This is a genomic window from Thermochromatium tepidum ATCC 43061 (genome assembly GCF_009664085.1).
Taxonomy (GTDB): Bacteria; Pseudomonadota; Gammaproteobacteria; order Chromatiales; family Chromatiaceae; genus Thermochromatium; species Thermochromatium tepidum.
The window spans coordinates 61,139-77,143 of the sequence record NZ_CP039268.1; the positions used below are offsets into that span (position 1 = coordinate 61,139).

A 16,005-nucleotide genomic window follows, 5' to 3' on the forward strand; every position below is an offset into this window, starting at 1 on the left:
GGGCTCATTCCGGGGGGATGCCCTGTTGTCTGGCGTTGATTCGGAGAGGGTTTAAGTATTCAATTCAGACAATCCAAACCACGTCTCTGCTGGACGCTCGTCGTGATGGCCTGGTGTTGGATCCTGGCCGGACGAGATGTTTGACGGGTGGTGCCATGTATTGGCTCATGTTGTTCGCGGGGATCGCGGTACCGATCATGGCGTTGGCCCAGTCTCGCTTTCAGGCGCTGGAACCCGACTATACGCAAGGCTACGAGCGGTCCGATTCGCCGCGCGCAGACCAGCCGGGGGTGGATCCCGGATACTGGGTGTTTCCCGATGGAACACGTTCGGGACCGCTCGGATCGGAGGCCCCCAGGTTCGGCCAACCGCCCGTGACGGAGACCGGCGCAACGCCCAAGTATCGCTTTCGCGGTGATCCGCCGCCGGGTGAAGGCCGGTCCGTTGCGCCAGACTCCGACCTGAGATTCAGGCCACTCACACCCAGAGAGCGCGAGCGTCAGGGGCCGACCACGCGCTGGCGACCGACGGACGAGGAGCGTCGCGGCGCGCTGACCGAGCGCCCGACACTGTTCGACACCCTGGTGCCGGGTGAACCAGGGTGGCCCGACCCCTGGAACCGACCGCCCTGACTTCGGACATCGCCCGAGTGTGCGCCGAACCAAGCGATCGTTATGATCTGGAACCCGAAAAGATGATGAGAGGAGAGCAAGCACCATGAGAGTCGATAAACACGCGCACTGGTTGATCCTTGCTGGACTGTTCCTGACGGCCTCGGCGCGTGCCGAGATCGCCGGCGTCCAGTTCTCGGCGGATACGGTCAGTCGCGGCCCCGACGGCCAGGTGAGCACCGGCAAGATGTATGTCGGCGCCAACCGGATGCGGGTCGAGATGTCCCACCAAGGCCAGCAGATGATCCGCATCCACGATCAAAACCGTCAGATGGAATGGGTCATCCTGCCCGATCGCCAGGCGTACATGGAGCGATCGGTGCCGATGGCTGGGGTGACCCCAGGATCGATGCCGACACACTCGGCCGAGATCAATCCCTGTCAGGGCATCCAGGGGTTGACTTGCACCCGAGTCGGCGAGGAAGACGTCGCCGGGCGCAGGGCAGTCAAGTGGGAGATGTCGATGACGCACGAGGGCCAAACCCTGACCGGCGCTCAGTGGCTAGACGTTGAGCGCGGTCTGCCGCTCAAGTACCAGATGCCCAACGGTCAAGCCATGGAACTGCGGATGCTCGGCACCGAGTCGATCGCCGGACGCCGTGTCGAAAAATGGGAGATGACGACTACCACACCTGACGGACAACCTGTCCAGTCGCTGCAATGGTACGACCCGGAATTGAAGCTTGCGGTGCGTGAGGAGTTTCCGGGCGGTTTCGTGCGCGAACTGACCAATATCCAGGTCGGTCCACAACCAGACGCGCTCTTCACCATCCCCCCGGGCTACTCCAAGATAGAGCCACCGCCTGCACCACAGCGTTGAAACCTTGAGCAAGGGGCGGCAGCTTGATCACGGCCTCGGGTCGAGCCGCCGCTTAAGTCTTCGCGCAAACATCACACAATCTCTAGGCGTTGCGGACATGACCTCAGTATGATCACGATCGTTGGAAGTTTGAAGGGCGGATCGGGCAAGAGTACGCTGACCTTCAATCTGGCCGTTTGGTTGGTCATGGCCGAGGTGGACGTGATGCTCGTCGACGCCGACCCTCAGGCCACCCTGACCGACGTGGTCGATGTACGCAACGAGGAAGGGTTCAAGCCCAAGATCAGGGTCTTCGACAAGGACGCGCTGACCGAGTCGCGTCTGCGCGAGGCCGAAGAGACGCTGATCGATGTGGGTACCTCCGACATGGAGAGCCTGCGCCGAGCGCTTGCGCTCTGTGATCGGATCGTGATCCCTGTGCCCCCCTCGCAGGCCGATATCTGGTCGACCCAGCGCTTCATCCAGATGATCCAAACGATCGAACGCAAGGCACCGCCTGAAATCATCAGCTTCATCAATCGCGGCGACACCCATCATGCCGTCCAGGAGACCAACGAGACAGCCGCCGCGCTTGTCGCCATACCCGGACTGCGCTTCATCAAGCCAAGGCTTTCCCAGCGCACGGTCTTCCGGCGCTCCTTCAGCGAGGGCCTGGCGGTGTTCGAGTTGGAACCACGCGGCAAGGGCACGCGCGAGTTCATGACCCTGACGGCGGCGCTCTATCCAGGTCTCGTTAGTTAATGGGTGTAACACCCAGACCGAGAATCCATCATGCCAGACAACGAGACCCCAGGTAGCAGTCGCGAAACGGAGATCCAGGCTGCGGTGTCTGGATCCGGATCCTTCGAGACTCAGGTCAACGCCTATGCGATCGATCGCCTGTCACAGGCCTTCGAGACCAGTGCCAAGCGCTGGGAGCTCATCGTCTATCCCTCGCTGTTTGCCTTCATCATCCTGGCCGCCTATGGCTTCTATCTGGTCTTCAGTCTGGCCAAGGATGTGCATTATCTGGCGATCAGCGTCGACACCAACATGACGGTGATCGCCAGCAACATGCAGTCGATCTCGGACAATGTCGCTCAGATGGGCCGTAACGTGCGTCTCATGACGGCGAGCGTCGAGTCCATGGCGCAGGACGTCGATACGCTCCGGCCCATGCTGGCCAGCATCCAGGAGATGGACCACTCGATACGCATCATGACCCAATCGACCGCCAGCATGGGACAGGACATGGCCGTGATGAATCAGAGCATCAGCCGACCGATGCAGTTTATGAACTGGTTCATGCCTTGGTAGGCAAACAGGGTCAAACCTCGTTGATCCATTGACGGATGCAACCACCCGCCTTTACAAGGGTTCGTCGATCAGATCGATCTCGACCCGACGGTTGATCCAAGGGCCGAGTTGCTTCTCTTGCTCGCGGGAGAATTTCGGCTCGGACATCCCCTTGCCCTCATGGCTGAGGCGGGATGCAGCGATCCCGTTGCGGCGCAGGATCAAGGCAATGTCGGCGGCACGCCGCTCCGACAAGACTTGGTTGTTGCTTGGCAGACCCCGGCTATCGGTGTGAGTGACGACATGGATCCGGATGTGCTTAGCGTTTTTCAGACGTTCGGCGAACCTGGCGAGCAAGGCGCGCGCGCCCTCGTCCAGGGCCACGCTGCCGTCGCGAAACTGAATGAGACGTGAGAAATCGGCCCGAATATGATTGGGGGTGAGGCGTTCGACCGGGATGGACAGTGCGGTGAGCTCGGATGCGAGCCAGCTCAGTCCGGCGCTATCGGTGGCGGGTTCAACGGATACGCCAAGCACACTCGACCGCGCCTCGGGCAGTGCCGGCGCCTCGACCCTGGGTTCCATTTCGATTTCGCTCGCCCCAACCTCTGTCTTCAAGGTATCCGGGGCTGGCGCTGTGTCGGCGTTCGATTCGGGTTTGGACAACGGCTCGGCGCCGGGTGCTTCAACAATGGCTTCGGCAAGCGGATGACTAGGTTCCTGAGCCAGGCTGACCAGGACATCGAAGCGCGATACCTCGGATACCGACTCCGTTCCTGCCGGGGCTGACAACTCAGCGCGATCCGCGTCGGATACGCTGATCGATTCGGGGCTTGCGGCAAGCGGGCTGAGAGGCGGTTCAGAGGCATCCAGACCGTGCGTCTCCTGTTTGGTCGAGGACGCGATGGGGGCTGGACCTGAGTTCAGGATATACCAGCCCACCAGTCCGATCCCGGCCAGGACTCCGACCGCCACGGCGGCAATCTCCCAGCCCTGGCGCCGATCGCTCTGCCTGAACTCGAATGCCCTGTCTTCCAGGGCGTGCAGTCGTTCCGCTGCGCTCCAGCGTGCATAGTCGAAACCGACCAGGGTGGTGCCCGATACATGAGGTTCGGCGGGGGCCTGGAGTCTGGGCGCCGCCGTCTCGGTCGGCGGCGGTGATTTCTCGGGCACCGGGGACGGCGCGACAGCCGTGTGCTCGGTCCGAGTCGTCCGGGGCGGGAGCCCCCGTGATTGCTGTTCCTCGAAGGTGCGGATCTCCTCCTCCAGTTCCTCGGCCAGGATCGGTCGATACTCGGGCAAGGGCTCGATCTGTTCGCCGTCGATTGCGAACAGCAGGTGCGCACCGTCAGAGCGCACGAAGGTGTCGATGAAGCGCGCGTCGATCCGCGATTCACCCTCGCCGTATGCGAAGACCAGCGCCGTGTCGCAGATCAGGTTGATGAGCCTGGGGATGCCTCGACTGTAGTGGAAGATGGCATGGCAGGCCTCGGGGGTGAAGATGTCCGAACGGCCGCCGGCGCTCCTGAGACGATGCCGGACGTAGCGACAACTGTCCTCTAGACTCATGCGCCCGAGATGATAGGACGCCGAGATGCGCTGGCTGAACTGTTCGAGTCCAGCCTGACGCAGCCGATCGCGCAATTCAGGCTGACCGAGCAGCAGCACCTGGAGCAGGATGTCGCGCTCGGAGTTGACGTTGGACAGCAGCCGGATCTCTTCGAGCGTGTCGCGACCGAGATTCTGCGCCTCGTCGATGATGAGCAGCGTCTTGCGCCCCTTGGCGTATTGATCGGCCAAGAAGTCGACGAAGGCCCGATGCTGGGCGACGTAGTCATGCGACGCCTGGATGTCGAAGGTCGCGCAGATCCAGTCCAGGAGGCGACCGAGCGGCTGCTGGGTGCACGAGATGAGTCCGACGGTCATGTCCTGTTCGAGCCGACCGAGCAGGTAGCGTATCAGGGTCGTCTTGCCCGATCCGATTTCGCCCGTGATGACGGTGAAACCAGGCTGGTTATAGAGGCTATATTCGAGGAGCGTCAATGCCTGGCGATGGATCTGGCTAGGGTAGAAGAAACCCGGGTCAGGCAGGAGTGAAAAGGGTTTGTCTTGGAAGCCGAAAAAGGATTCATACATCGTTCGGGGCACCTAAACCATGTCGGAGTGCCTGGCGTCTCCCCAAACCCGCTGGCTCAGGTCTGGACCTCGAGCGTGGTCGAGGGGCGCTGGAGAAAATTCCCCTGCACATAGTCAACGCCCGCCGTCCAGAGCACGGTCAGGGCGCGTGCATCCTCAACACCGGTGACGACACTCCTGACGTTGAACTCGCGTGCCAGGGTCGCAAGCTGCACGAGCCGCTGTTGTTTGGCGCTGTCGTCGGCCAATCCCTGCGCCAGGGACGGTCGGAGGAGCACAAAATCGAGCGCAAGCGCCTGGAGCAGCATCTCGGGGCGCTCGGTGGTACCGAAATGGTTGACGGCCACGCGGCACTTGATCTTGTGCAACGTCTCGACCAGCTTGCCGATACTGGCCAGGTTGCCGACGACGACGTCCTCCCGAAATTGAATCGTCAACCAGTTACCGCGTACATCGAACTCACGCAGACAGTCGCAGATCCAGAGCACGGTGTTTGGGTTGCGCAGGGTGTCCTCGGACAGGTTGACGAACAGACTGAGACTGTGACCGGCGCGCCGCCGCTGACCGATGACATCGATGGCCGAACGAAGGGTCCACCTGTCGAGTTCCTCGATTAGACCGCGACGGATCGCCGCGCCGATGAAATCCTTGGCCTCGAGCAGGTTTTCGTCTTCGTCGAAGAGTCGCAGCAGGACGCTGTAGTTCTCCTGGCTGTCGCCCATGAGACTGATGATGGGCTGATAGACCAGCTTGAGCTGATCGTTGTGCAGGGCGTACTCGATCTTGTGCGCGATCGTCGCCTCGTCATCCCCCCCGGCGGGAGCACTCGTCTTAGGCCCGCCTCCCACGGCCTGGCCCACATAATGGTGGCCGATACAGAGCCGGTAGGCGGCGTTGATGATGTCCTCAGGCGCCGAGGCGCGATCCCTCACCAGGAAATAGCCGATCTGACAATCGGGCACAGTGGCGTCTTGCACAGATGCGCGCATGGGCAGGCGTGCCTGGGCGCTCAGCTCGGCAGCCAGGGCCTGGGCGCCGTGCTCGTCGAGCCCATCGACGATGAGTCCGAATCCATTCTCGCTCACGCGCACAAGGGACCCGCGCCCGCCGATGAGTCTGCTTAGGGTATGACTGAACTCATCGAGCAGTTCAAGCCCGATCGACAGCCCCATCTCCCGCATCACGTCGGAGATCTTGGCGACACGGATATAGAAGATGGCGAAGGGGCGGATGACGAGGCGCTGCTCGTCGATGTGAGATTCGATCTCGGCGATCAGAGGCGCAAGTCCAGCGGTTGGCGGGGCAGTGGCAACAGCATAGATGGGTGGCGTCTCGATCGGCTGCAGGATGAGGCGCAGACAGGACTCGCCCTCGAATTCGCTTGGAGAGGCGAGTAGGCGGGCATCAAAACGTGTCGCATCGGGTCGCCGACAACCGACGTCGAGCAGAACGATGGACCCAGGGTCGGCGGGGCCAGTCGACTTAAGCAGGTCACGGATCGCAGCGTGATACTCGGGCTCGAAGAGATCGAGCAGGGGTGTGGATAGCACCTCCTCGGTCGAGAGCTGCCCAAAGAGCCGCGCATAGGACTGGTTGACCTCGAGGTGCAGACCATCCTGGACGAAGGCCACGCCGGCGCGTGTGACCTCGGCAAGCTGCAGGATACCCTGTTCGCACTGACGCAGACGGCCATTCAGCGCCTCGGCGGCCTGCCTGGCCTTCAGATCGGCCAGCTCACGCGCCACGCTCAATCGCAGATGCTCCGGGTCGGCGCGGCGCACGATGTCGCGCACACCGAAACGCCTCGCCCTCGCCGCCTCGGTCTCCCACTGCTCCGGATCGGCGAGCAGGATCAGGGGGATCGTTGTCTTCAGGCGTTTGTAGGCGGATAGAACCTTGTCGACCTCGACGTCTCGGTCATAGCCGCAGCAAAGGATAAGGTCACAACCGCGCGCGGTGATCACCTTGTCGAGGTGCTCGGCACCCGGGATCGAGAGGCTAAGCTCGGCCAGCCGTGCCTCGCGGAGTGTCGCCATCAATCGCTCAGCCTCACTGGTCTCGGATGTGACGATGAGCAGCGTCGGTTGTTGACTGTGCGTAGGCATACGGGTGTCTTTCGAGTCAGGTCCATCGCTGATGGGGCGATTATCGGTCTTCCCGGCCACAAAGGAAAAGCACCGGATACGCTTTATTCGAGCGGCTGCTTGGCGGGCGCCCCAGGTATCTCGCGCACCAGGCGCGGCACCAGATAGCCGGGCAGACGGGTGCGCAGCTCAGCCAGTAGGCGTCGGGCCTCGACGTCGCTCACCTGGAAATGGGCGCTGCCGGCGACTGGATCCAGTCCATGCAGATAGTAGGGCAACACGCCGCACGCGAAGAGCCGTTCGCTCAACTCGACCAGGGTCTCGACCCGATCGTTCACGCCAAACAGCAGGACGCTTTGGTTGAGCAGGGTGACTCCGGCGGCGCGCCAGTCGAGCAGGGCCAAGCGCACGGATTCATCCAGTTCATGCGGGTGGTTGGCCTGGATCACCAGGGTGCTCGCCAGTCGGCCCGCTGTCAGGCGGGCCGCCAGTCGTGCGGTCAGGCGCACGGGTGACACGACCGCCAATCGACTGTGCAGGCGCAGACGCTTGAGATGGTCGATGTGCTCCAGCCCCTGGATCAGCGCGTCGAGCCGGTCGTCGTCGAGCATCAACGGGTCGCCGCCGCTCAGGATCACTTCGGTCAGGCTGGGATCGCTGGCGATCTCCTCCAGCGCCCGCTCCAGGTGAGTTTGGTTCGGTCCTAGGGCCTGATAGGGGAAATGGCGACGGAAACAGTAGCGACAATGGATGGCACAGAGGCCGGTCAGCATCAGCAGGGCTCGTCCTGCGTACTTCACCAACAGTCCGGGGGCGCGTTCGGCAGCGGTGTCTCCGACCGGATCAGCGACATAGCCGGCAACCGGCCGGCGCTCGGCGGCCAGCGGCAGCACCTGGCGTAGTAGCGGATCCTCAGGATCTCCAGGGCGCATGCGCTCGGCAAAGGCGCGCGGAACACGCAGACCGAAGGACTCGGGTTCATCGTCCAGATCCGGTAGCTGACTTCGTTCCAGACCGAGAAAGGCGAGCAGCGCATCGACCTGGGTAAAGACCCTGACCTGTTCATACTCCCGCCGCTCGCTCTTACAAGCCTCCAGCCTTCGCGATAACATTATCCGCTTAACTTCTACAGGCAATGAGGATGACATGGCGTTCTACAGCACCAACGAATTCAAGGGCGGACTCAAGATCATGCTGGATGGGGATCCATACAGCATCCTCGAGAACGAGTTCGTCAAGCCCGGCAAGGGACAGGCCTTCAACCGTGTCCGGGTGCGCAACCTGAAGACCGGGCGTGTGATCGAGAAGACCTTCAAGTCCGGCGACACCGTCGAGGCGGCGGACGTGCATGATACCGACATGCAGTATCTCTACAACGACGGCGAGGAATGGCACTTCATGCACCCGGAGAGCTTCGAGCAGATGACCGCCACTGCAGCCGCCGTCGGCGAGGCGGCCAAGTGGATCAAGGAGAACGACATCTGCAAGGTCACGCTCTGGAACGGCACGCCGCTGACGGTCGAACCACCGAACTTCGTGGTGCTCAAGGTCGTCGAGACCGACCCCGGTGTGCGCGGAGATACCTCGGGCGGTGGCGGCAAGCCGGCTACGCTCGAAACCGGTGCCGTGGTGCGCGTGCCCCTGTTCGTGCAGACCGATGAGCTGATCAAGGTCGACACCCGCACTGGCGAATACGTCTCGCGCGTCAAGGACTGATGTCCGAGGGTTCAGACTTAGACTGGCGACCGAACGCCAGCCTGGCGGTGATTCGGGCGCGCGCCGAGATCTATGCCAAAATCCGGGTGTTCTTCTGCGAGGCTGGGGTTCTAGAGGTCGAAACGCCCATCCTGTCGCGCGCGGCGGTAACGGATCCGGCCCTGGTTAGCCTCTCGACCCGGGTCGACATCGCCGGCTTCGGTCCCAACCGTCCGCTCTATCTCCAGACCTCACCTGAGTTCGCGATGAAGCGGTTGCTGGCCGCCGGGAGCGGACCGATCTATCAGATCTGCAAGGTCTTCCGCGACCAGGAGCGAGGCGTCCGTCACCATCCCGAGTTCAGCCTGCTGGAGTGGTATCGTCCAGGCTGGAGCTACGAGCGCCTGATGGATGAGGTCGAGGCATTGGTCCGCATGGCCCTAGACCGCCCAACCCTGTCGAGCGAGCGCATCGGCTATCGCGATCTGTTTCGCGAGCGACTCGGGATCGATCCCTGGCAGACCGAGGTCGCCCAGCTGCGCGCCGCTGCCGAACGTGCCGGGCTCCAGGGTCTGGATGGGCTCGATCTGGAGCGCGACGGCTGGCTCGATCTGCTCCTGACCCGCTGTCTCGAACCCGGACTGGGTCGGGGATGTTTGACCTTTCTGTACGACTATCCGCCGAGTCAGGCCGCCTTGGCGCGGCTTCGCACGAGGGATGGGGTTCGGGTTGCCGAGCGCTTCGAACTCTATGTCGAGGGAATCGAACTGGCCAATGGGTTCGGCGAGCTGATCGATGCCGACGAGCAACGCGCACGTTTCTTGTCCGATCTCGACGTCAGGCGTGCCCAGGGGCGATCCGAACCGCCGCTTGACACATCCCTGCTCGCGGCGCTCGCGCATGGGATGCCAGATTGTGCCGGGGTAGCGCTCGGGCTCGACCGACTGCTGATGCTCGCGACCGGCGCCGAGCACATCGATTCCGTGTTGAGCTTTGCCATCGAGCGTGCCTAGGATTTCGAGGCGTTTGACAAAACCCTATGTTCAGCCGCTTGCATCCTCTGATCGGTCGCGGTATCCACTGGGTCGGTCGCTTTGACCTCCCCGCGCTGTGGCGTGAACGCCTGAACCTCGGCATGGCTTACGCCCCGATCGCCATGGCCAGTGGCGAACGCTGGCTGTTACGCTGGGCCGGGGTTGGGACGATCCTTGGACTCGGTCTCTACCTGATCTGCGGCTATCACGCCGGCTTCCCTCGGCTCAATGTCCTCGCCGCCGCGTATCCAAGCTGGATCTGGGCCTGTCTTACGGCTCTGGGTGACGAGCGCGCGCTATTCGCCCTCACACTCTTCTTCTCGCTGCGTCGGCCGCGACTGTTCTGGACCCTGATCCTGTCGGCGCTGATCGCGATCGCCGCCAGTCGCGGACTGAAGGTGCTCCTCGACACCGCCAGGCCGCCGGCAGTGCTGGCGGCGGATGCCTTTCACCTCATCGGCCCGGCGCTCAAGCGCATGAGTTTTCCGTCCGGACATAGTGTTTCTATTGTCGTCTTCTGTGGCGTGTTGATGCTGCATACGCGCTGGATCGAGTGGCGTGTGTTATTGCTGCTGATCGCGCTCTTGGTGGGCGCAAGCCGGGTCGCCGTCGGGGCGCACTGGCCGATCGATGTGATCGCGGGATTGACGCTGGGGGCGCTGTCAGCCTGGCTCGGCGGACGGCTCGCCCTGCGTTGGACAGGGCCTGCGTCCAGGTTAGACGTGCATCTGACCTGCGTGGTGCTGGCCGCTGTGATGGCCTGCGGCCTACTCTTCGACGATGGAGGCTATGCGCAAGCGGCGCTCATGCAGCGTCTGCTTGCGCTCGGTGCGCTGGCGAGCGCCATCTGGTCGTATATTGTCGGCCCGTTAGTTAGCCGTAAACGCGCCACAAGGCCACTGGGATCCGGGCGCGACTTTAGCTGAGTTCGGGTGTCTCGCCCGTCTCGATATAGATGATCTGCTCGGCGATGTTGGTGGCGCGGTCGGCGACCCGCTCATAGTGGTGCGCGATCCAGAGCAGCTGCATCCCCAGCAGACAGGAGGACTCCCTCTGGTCGCATAACCAGGTGATGACGTCGCGGATGGAGGTCTCTTCCAAGGCATCGACCTCGCTCTCACGTGCCACCGCGGCACGTGCCCGATCGGCGGAACCGTTCTCGGCATAGACGGCCATGACCTGGGTGAACATCGCCAGCGCGATGTCGCCCATGATCCCGATGCGCTTGGCGGGCTCGATCGGGAGCGGAGACGCGGGGGCCCGAAGCAGGATGCGCGCGACATCGGCGGCATGGTCGGCGATACGCTCTAGCTCGCTGATGATCTCCAGTGTGGCCCCGATCAGGCGCAGATCCCGGCCAGCCGGCTGGTGTGAGGCCAGTACCACCAGGGTCTGTTGTTCCAGCGCGCGCCGCCCCTGGTTGATGACGGTATCATCGGCGATGATCGCCTGGCACAGGGCCGAATCCTGGTTGCGCAGGGCCTCAAGGGAGCGATGCAGGCCGGTGGCGACCTGGTCGGCCATCGACAACAAGCCCGTACGCAGGGCTTCGCGTTTCTTTTCGATCAAGAGTTGCATCGCTTCCATCTCGTTCAACCCAGTTTTTGAAAGGCGGTCTGGCCGAGTATAGCGAGCGGATTTGACCATTCGGTGACGGCTCAGGACGAAGGCTCATCAGGTGCCACCTGTGGCCAAGCACTCAGGATGGCCTGCACCAGGGTGGCGAGCGGGATGGCGAAGAAGACACCCCAAAATCCCCAGAGTCCGCCGAAGACCAGGATGGCGACGATGATGGCCACCGGATGCAGATTGACCACCTCCGAGAAGATCAGGGGCACCAAGACATTGCCGTCGAGCGCCTGGATGATACCGTAGGCGAGCGCCAACCAGGCGAACTGGGCCGACCAGCCCCACTGGAACCAGGCCACCAGGAGCACAGGCACGGTGACAACCGCCGCCCCGATATAGGGGATGATGACTGAGAGCCCGACCAACAGCGACAGCAGCATCGCGTATCTCAGCCCGAAGGCATAGAAGGTGACGAAGCTCACCGCCCAGACGATGAGGATCTCCCAGACCTTGCCACGGATGTAATTGGAGATCTGGCGGTCTACGTCGCGCCAGACGTGCCCGGCGATCCCATGATGCTCGGGCAGGTACTGTCTGAACCAGCCGAGGATGAGATCTTTGTCCTTCATGAAGAAGAACACCAGGATCGGCATCAGGATCAGATAGACCAGGATGGTGATGACACTGGCGACATTGGCGAGCGACCAGGACAGCACCTGCTGTCCGAAGGAGACGGCCTCGGTGCGCATGTACAGGATCAGCTCGGAGAGCTGGGCCTGGGTGACCAGTTCCGGATAGTGCTCGGGCAGATCCATCAGGAAGCGCGTGCCCTCGAAGACCATATTGGGAAGCTGCTGCACCAGATCCCGGATCTGACGCGACAGCAAGGGCAGGATGCCGACCAGGATCATAGCCAAGAAGGTGATGAAGAGCAGATAGACCACCAGCACACTCGGCAGGCGCGGCATTCCGCGTCGCTGGAATGCGCCGACTGCACCCTCCAGCAGATAGGCGATGACGATGCTGGCGAGCACCGGCCTGAGCATGTCGCCCAGGAAGAGCACGACCGCAAAGACGGTCGAAAGCAAGAGACTAAGAAAGACGATCTGCGGATTGGAGAGATTGCGCTTGAACCAGTGTGCGACGATGTTCATAACGCTAGGGCAGCCTTAGTCCTGCGCAGCGATCCCGGCACGATAATCACGATAATGGCGCGCAAAGAGCGCCTCCAGTTCATCGATGACCTCGTTCGCCGAACGCCCCTGGAGCACATGGGCCGACATCAGGGCGGACGTCTCGTGCAGCAGGGCGCGGGGCTCAAGCATGTCGTAGCTCTGGGAGAGACGCTTGATGGCAGCGACCACGCTTTCGTGCTCGGGCCTTGGCACAGGGTGTGGTTCGCGCGCGACAACGGGTTCGCGCTGACTTGCCCCGGCACGCGCGGCCAGAAAGTCGGCGAAGGCAAGCAGGGTCTCGCGTTCGCGAGACCCCAGGGCGCGCAGACACTTGAGCAGGCGTCGCTCGTCGGCGGAAATCGTGTTCGGATTCATTCGTTTGGGATCGGATCCAAATAAAATCCGCTTATATCACAGTCGCACGCCGTTTCGGTAGCCGCACCGGTCACGATCCGGTGTGTTCGCTCCTCGCGACCGGTCAGATCTGGGTCAAGGATGGATTGGCTGCCGGGTTTCGGTTATACCTAAGACGCGACCGGCGAGGGCGACGATCATTCAACGAACCGGTGTAGCCATGGGCGAGGGGAGGCGTTGGCAGCGACTGGCCGAGGTCCTGCTCAATCCGCATATAGACGACGCGGCGTTGGAGTCGGCGCTGAGGACGGCGCGCGAGCGCGCCTCGCTCCCGCTGCTCTGGCTCATCGGCAAGACCCAGTCGGGAAAGAGCTCGCTCATCCATGCCTTGACCGGCAGCCCGGCTGCCGAGATTGGCAACGGCTTCCAGCCCTGCACCCGCAGTTCGCGGATCTACGACTTTCCGGCTGAAGCGCCCGTGATCCGCTTCCTGGATACCCGTGGTCTGGGCGAGGTCGATTATGATCCGGAGGAAGACATCCGTTTTGGTGAATCCCAGGCCCATCTGCTGGTCGTGGTCATGAAGGCCGGCGATCTCGACCAGACTGCGGTGCTGGAGGTGGTGCGCACCGTGCGCCGGCGTCATCCCGAATGGCCACTGTTGCTGGTCCAAACCGCGCTACACGAGCTCTATCCACCGCGCTTCGAGCACCCCCAGCCCTATCCCTTCGCGACCGTGCCCTGGCCGGCGAGCCTGCCGTCCGACCTGATCCGCGCCCTGCGGATGCAGCGTGAGCTGGCCTCAGACCTTCCTGGACGCGCGCCGGCGCACTGGGTGGTCGTAGACCTCACCCGACCCGAGGATGGCTATGAACCCGCCGACTATGGCCTGGATGCACTCTGGGAGGCGATCGATACCCTCTCGGCCCTGCCGTTGCGACTTTTGCTCGGGCGCGATCCCGAGGTCCAGGACCTCTTCGATCGCGCCGCACACCCGCATATCCTCGGCTATACGCTGGCTGCCGCTGGTCTCGGGGCCTTGCCTGGGGTGGACCTGGCAGGGGTGCCCCTGATCCAGGCCAAGATGCTCCAGAGCCTGGCCGCACTCCATGGCCAGACCTGGGATCGCAGATCCATCCTCGAGTTTCTGGGGCTGCTGGGGGCTGGATTCGGGTTCTCCTATGGGGCGCGGATGGCGGGCCGGACCCTGATCAAGTTGGTCCCCTATCTAGGTCAGACCCTAGGCGCGGTCTGGGGGGCGAGCGCCAGCGGTGCGACCACCTTCGCGCTCGGTAAGGCCGCGGCCTATTATCTGCGTCGACGGAATCTCGGGCTGAGCACAGAGGCGCGTGCACTGCGGCGCGTGTTCGCCGATCAGATCAGCCAGGGGACCTGGATGGTGCGCGATTCGCTGGTCGGGGAGTGACAGGATCCATGTCGAAGGGGCGGAATAGTTTACAGTGCTGGCCGCACCCGCAAGGGTGCGGTGAAATCGACCGCGCTGACGCAGGACGTCGGCGTTGTTGCTCTTGAGCAGGGATAATGATCCTGATGGAACGGGTCAGACCTGATCCAGGCCCTGGCGGAGGCGCGGCGAAGATGAGCCGAATCGACCTCTGGTGGCTGGTGGCGCTGGGGTTGTGGTTGCTGCCCTTCGCCGTCCTCCTGTTGTTGGGGTTCGTTTGGCTCCATCAACACAGCGCCGTGCTTTACTGGCTCGGATCCAGCCTCGCCTGCGGACTGCTCGGATTCGGCCTTCAGGTGTGGCTCAGACGACGCGAGCGTCAGGCGCTCGTCCTGGAGCACGTGGGGCCGGACCCGGACTGGCCGCCGTCGGCCGAGGCGGCCTGGGTCTTGGTCGAGGATTGGGCCGAGTCGATCGACCCGGACAACTGGCCGCTCGACAAGGAGATGCGGGTCGGAGCACTTGCCCTGCTTACCCTAGAACGGGTCGCTCGGCACTTTCACCCCGAGGTCGAGCAGCCGCTACTCGAACTGCGAGTCCCCCATGCCTTGCTGATCATCGAGCGCGCGAGCCGCGACCTACGCCGCCGCATCACCGATCACGTCCCGCTGAGCCATCGCCTGACCGTCGGTGCCCTGGTGCGGGCCTATCGCTGGCGTGGTTTTGCCGAACGGATGTTCAATCTCTATCGCGCCGGTCGGCTGGCCCTCAATCCGGTCGGCGCACTGCTCAGCGAGGCAATGGGGCAGCTACACCAGCGTGGATTCGCGGCAGCGCGACAGGATCTCTATCGCTGGCTGCTCCAAGAATACGTGCGTCAGGTCGGACGCCATGCCATCGAACTCTATGGTGGGCTTCTGCCACTGAACGACGCCGAGCCGGTCGAGCGGTTGACCGAGGATTCGCAGCGCGACCTGGAGCGTGCCGTCGAGGTTGAGCGTGCGCCCCGTAAGGATCTAGACCAGGAGCCCCTACGTTTTTTGGTGCTGGGACGTTCGAATAGCGGCAAATCCAGCCTCATCAACGCGCTCTTCGGCCACCCGCGCGCTGCAGTCGACATCCTGCCTGACACCACGCGGGCGCTCACACCCTACCGGCTGGAGCTCAACGGGGTCGATCAGGCGTTGATCTTGGATTCACCTGGGGCCGATCGTCTGGGCTACAAGATACTGCACGACGCGGCCAACCTGGCCGATCTCATCCTCTGGGTGAGCGCGGCGCACCGACCGGACCGTCAGTCCGAACGCCAGATCTTGCACACCCTACGCACCGCTCTGGCGGCTCGGCTCGATCGCCGCCCGCCGCCGCTCCTGGTGGTGGTCACCCATATCGATCAACTGCGTCCGCTACGCGAGTGGCACCCCCCCTATGACCTCACGGATACCAACAACCTCAAGGCCATGAGCATTCAGGCGGCGGTCGCCGCCCTGGCGTCCGATCTCGAGGTACCAGTCGCCAATGTCATCCCGGTCTGTCTGGCCGAGGGGCGAATCTACAACGTCGAGGACACGCTCTGGACGGCACTCCTCGGGCAGCTGGACCGCGTCCAGCGCGCGCGGCTGTTGCGGTGTCAGGCGGTGCGGCGACGCGATGAGAACTGGACGCTGCTGCGTCGCCAGCTCGCCAATGCCGGGCGCTTTCTGCTGGCGTTGCCCGGACGCTCGTCGCGGCATTGAGGAAGGGCTTAAAGATCCAGCTGAGGGTCTTGCACGTGGCCAGTCATCCAT

At 63.1% G+C, this 16,005-nt stretch carries 15 protein-coding genes; 9 read left to right on the top strand and 6 right to left on the bottom strand.

The genetic code is table 11. From position 1 onward, the window contains the following. Positions 1-155: 155 nt before the first annotated feature. The 4 genes from E6P07_RS00260 to E6P07_RS00275 all read left to right on the top strand — a co-directional run bounded on the left by E6P07_RS00260 (position 156) and on the right by E6P07_RS00275 (position 2,787). Positions 156-632 carry a hypothetical protein gene (locus E6P07_RS00260; RefSeq protein ID WP_153973761.1) on the top strand — a complete coding sequence of 159 codons (477 nt, stop codon included), beginning with the start codon at positions 156-158 and terminating at the stop codon, positions 630-632. A gap of 85 nt (positions 633-717) precedes the next feature. Then, complete coding sequence (locus tag E6P07_RS00265) at positions 718-1,491, top strand: hypothetical protein (RefSeq protein WP_153973762.1); 774 nt, start codon at positions 718-720, stop codon at positions 1,489-1,491. A 108-nt stretch (positions 1,492-1,599) separates the two neighbouring features. Then, positions 1,600-2,232: a ParA family protein gene (locus E6P07_RS00270; protein WP_153973763.1), complete on the top strand. Its 633-nt coding sequence runs from the start codon at positions 1,600-1,602 to the stop codon at positions 2,230-2,232. Positions 2,233-2,262: 30 nt separating this feature from the next. After that, positions 2,263-2,787 carry a hypothetical protein gene (locus E6P07_RS00275; RefSeq protein ID WP_153973764.1) on the top strand — a complete coding sequence of 175 codons (525 nt, stop codon included), beginning with the start codon at positions 2,263-2,265 and terminating at the stop codon, positions 2,785-2,787. Between the two features lie 51 nt (positions 2,788-2,838). Here E6P07_RS00275 and E6P07_RS00280 read toward each other — a convergent pair whose 3' ends face one another. The 3 genes from E6P07_RS00280 to epmB all read right to left on the bottom strand — a co-directional run bounded on the left by E6P07_RS00280 (position 2,839) and on the right by epmB (position 8,098). Then, positions 2,839-4,902 (bottom strand): AAA family ATPase, encoded by a 2,064-nt coding sequence (locus tag E6P07_RS00280; RefSeq protein ID WP_153973765.1) that lies wholly within the window; start codon positions 4,900-4,902, stop codon positions 2,839-2,841. 56 nt (positions 4,903-4,958) lie between these two features. Next, complete coding sequence (locus tag E6P07_RS00285) at positions 4,959-7,007, bottom strand: EAL domain-containing protein (RefSeq protein WP_153973766.1); 2,049 nt, start codon at positions 7,005-7,007, stop codon at positions 4,959-4,961. An 83-nt stretch (positions 7,008-7,090) separates the two neighbouring features. After that, a complete protein-coding gene (gene epmB, locus E6P07_RS00290) occupies positions 7,091-8,098 on the bottom strand; it encodes an EF-P beta-lysylation protein EpmB (protein ID WP_153973767.1) in 1,008 nt (335 codons plus the stop codon). Between the two features lie 34 nt (positions 8,099-8,132). On the opposite strand from epmB, the gene efp reads away from it, so the two are divergent. Genes efp through E6P07_RS00305 form a run of 3 tightly spaced genes read left to right on the top strand, consistent with a single transcriptional unit; the run spans position 8,133 to position 10,641 of the window. Beyond that, positions 8,133-8,702, top strand: coding sequence for an elongation factor P (gene efp / locus E6P07_RS00295; RefSeq protein ID WP_153973768.1), 570 nt, complete (start codon positions 8,133-8,135; stop codon positions 8,700-8,702). Beyond that, positions 8,702-9,694, top strand: a complete 993-nt coding sequence (epmA, locus tag E6P07_RS00300; RefSeq protein ID WP_153973769.1) for an EF-P lysine aminoacylase EpmA — start codon at positions 8,702-8,704, stop codon at positions 9,692-9,694. The genes efp and epmA overlap by 1 nt, the downstream gene beginning before the upstream one ends. A gap of 26 nt (positions 9,695-9,720) precedes the next feature. Then, positions 9,721-10,641 (top strand): phosphatase PAP2 family protein, encoded by a 921-nt coding sequence (locus E6P07_RS00305; protein WP_153973770.1) that lies wholly within the window; start codon positions 9,721-9,723, stop codon positions 10,639-10,641. On the opposite strand, the gene phoU is transcribed toward E6P07_RS00305, so the two are convergent. The 3 genes from phoU to E6P07_RS00320 form a co-directional block, all read right to left on the bottom strand. Further along, complete coding sequence (gene phoU / locus E6P07_RS00310; protein WP_153973771.1) at positions 10,634-11,293, bottom strand: phosphate signaling complex protein PhoU; 660 nt, start codon at positions 11,291-11,293, stop codon at positions 10,634-10,636. The genes E6P07_RS00305 and phoU overlap by 8 nt on opposite strands. Positions 11,294-11,373: 80 nt before the next feature. Next, positions 11,374-12,438, bottom strand: a complete 1,065-nt coding sequence (locus tag E6P07_RS00315) for an AI-2E family transporter (RefSeq protein ID WP_153973772.1) — start codon at positions 12,436-12,438, stop codon at positions 11,374-11,376. A gap of 15 nt (positions 12,439-12,453) precedes the next feature. Beyond that, a complete protein-coding gene (locus E6P07_RS00320; protein ID WP_153973773.1) occupies positions 12,454-12,834 on the bottom strand; it encodes a hypothetical protein in 381 nt (126 codons plus the stop codon). Between the two features lie 199 nt (positions 12,835-13,033). On the opposite strand from E6P07_RS00320, the gene E6P07_RS00325 reads away from it, so the two are divergent. Next, positions 13,034-14,239, top strand: coding sequence for a YcjF family protein (locus E6P07_RS00325; protein WP_153973774.1), 1,206 nt, complete (start codon positions 13,034-13,036; stop codon positions 14,237-14,239). A 173-nt stretch (positions 14,240-14,412) separates the two neighbouring features. Continuing rightward, a complete protein-coding gene (locus tag E6P07_RS00330) occupies positions 14,413-15,954 on the top strand; it encodes a GTPase family protein (RefSeq protein WP_153973775.1) in 1,542 nt (513 codons plus the stop codon). Positions 15,955-16,005: the final 51 nt, after the last annotated feature.

Excerpts from the sequence above, each read along its gene's own strand:
- E6P07_RS00260 (WP_153973761.1), top strand. The coding sequence starts at position 156 with ATGTATTGGCTCATGTTGTTCGCGGGGATCGCGGTACCGATCATGGCG.
- E6P07_RS00265 (WP_153973762.1), top strand. The coding sequence starts at position 718 with ATGAGAGTCGATAAACACGCGCACTGGTTGATCCTTGCTGGACTGTTC.
- E6P07_RS00270 (WP_153973763.1), top strand. The coding sequence starts at position 1,600 with ATGATCACGATCGTTGGAAGTTTGAAGGGCGGATCGGGCAAGAGTACG.
- E6P07_RS00275 (WP_153973764.1), top strand. The coding sequence starts at position 2,263 with ATGCCAGACAACGAGACCCCAGGTAGCAGTCGCGAAACGGAGATCCAG.
- E6P07_RS00280 (WP_153973765.1), bottom strand. The coding sequence starts at position 4,902 with ATGTATGAATCCTTTTTCGGCTTCCAAGACAAACCCTTTTCACTCCTG.
- E6P07_RS00285 (WP_153973766.1), bottom strand. The coding sequence starts at position 7,007 with ATGCCTACGCACAGTCAACAACCGACGCTGCTCATCGTCACATCCGAG.
- epmB (WP_153973767.1), bottom strand. The coding sequence starts at position 8,098 with ATGTTATCGCGAAGGCTGGAGGCTTGTAAGAGCGAGCGGCGGGAGTAT.
- efp (WP_153973768.1), top strand. The coding sequence starts at position 8,133 with ATGGCGTTCTACAGCACCAACGAATTCAAGGGCGGACTCAAGATCATG.
- epmA (WP_153973769.1), top strand. The coding sequence starts at position 8,702 with ATGTCCGAGGGTTCAGACTTAGACTGGCGACCGAACGCCAGCCTGGCG.
- E6P07_RS00305 (WP_153973770.1), top strand. The coding sequence starts at position 9,721 with ATGTTCAGCCGCTTGCATCCTCTGATCGGTCGCGGTATCCACTGGGTC.
- phoU (WP_153973771.1), bottom strand. The coding sequence starts at position 11,293 with ATGCAACTCTTGATCGAAAAGAAACGCGAAGCCCTGCGTACGGGCTTG.
- E6P07_RS00315 (WP_153973772.1), bottom strand. The coding sequence starts at position 12,438 with ATGAACATCGTCGCACACTGGTTCAAGCGCAATCTCTCCAATCCGCAG.
- E6P07_RS00320 (WP_153973773.1), bottom strand. The coding sequence starts at position 12,834 with ATGAATCCGAACACGATTTCCGCCGACGAGCGACGCCTGCTCAAGTGT.
- E6P07_RS00325 (WP_153973774.1), top strand. The coding sequence starts at position 13,034 with ATGGGCGAGGGGAGGCGTTGGCAGCGACTGGCCGAGGTCCTGCTCAAT.
- E6P07_RS00330 (WP_153973775.1), top strand. The coding sequence starts at position 14,413 with ATGAGCCGAATCGACCTCTGGTGGCTGGTGGCGCTGGGGTTGTGGTTG.